Raw genomic sequence first — 679 nt, 5'->3', positions numbered from 1 at the left:
CCCGTGGGTGAAGGAGCGCAGAAACGACCCCGGCGTGGAGGGGGCCCGCACCCCCGTGAACAAGCGGCCGAGTCCGCCGTGCCGCAGCCGGTCCATGCCATCGATGCTGTCGGCGCCCGCGGCCATGCCGCCCACCAGCGACATCAGCTTCGCCGCGGGAAAGGCCCCGGTGCCGTCCTTCGAGCGCGGCAGCCGGATGTACTCGTCGGCCAGCGCGGGCAGACCGCACCGCTCGGCCAGGCGTACCACCGGCTCCAGTCCGCCGTACGCGATCAGATTCGGATCATCGAACGCGGACGAGACCGCCGCCGCGGCATGGGAAGATTGCATCTCGGAAGTGCCTTGCTGATCGTGCCTGATGTGGTCCTGGAGAAACCCCATCATCGCAGGTCACAAGGCACTTTCTGATGGCGTCCCTTCTCGTGGTGTAGCCGATCAATCGGTGGGCTCGTTGGTGGTGTGGGGTAGTGCGGGGGCGTTTTCGGGGAGCTCGGGGTAGAGCTCGGCCATGCTTCCCTCCGGCAGGTAGCGGCGGGGGAAGGCGATCCATTCGTCGTGCAGTTCGAAGAGCACGGCGGTGGCCAGGCGCTCGAGTGCGCCGGGGTTGGGGAAGGCCTGCACGACGTCGGTGCGGCGTTTGACCTCGCGGTCCAGCCGTTCCAGGGGGTTGGCGGCCTGG

General features: G+C 68.5%; 2 pseudogenes (1 of these 2 only partly in view). Both read right to left on the bottom strand.

The annotated features are described in order from the left end of the window. Window positions 1–384 (bottom strand): annotated as a pseudogene (locus ACFVX9_RS39625) (hypothetical protein); the annotation flags it as partial. 51 nt (window positions 385–435) lie between these two features. Beyond that, window positions 436–679: pseudogene (locus ACFVX9_RS39620) on the bottom strand (transposase) (it continues 644 nt past the right edge of the window).

Origin of the sequence: Kitasatospora sp. NPDC058243 (assembly GCF_042882025.1) — a bacterium.
Taxonomy (GTDB): Bacteria; Actinomycetota; Actinomycetes; order Streptomycetales; family Streptomycetaceae; genus Kitasatospora.
The sequence above is the reverse complement of the archived record's forward strand: the minus strand, read 5'-3'. Positions and strand labels throughout refer to the sequence as shown.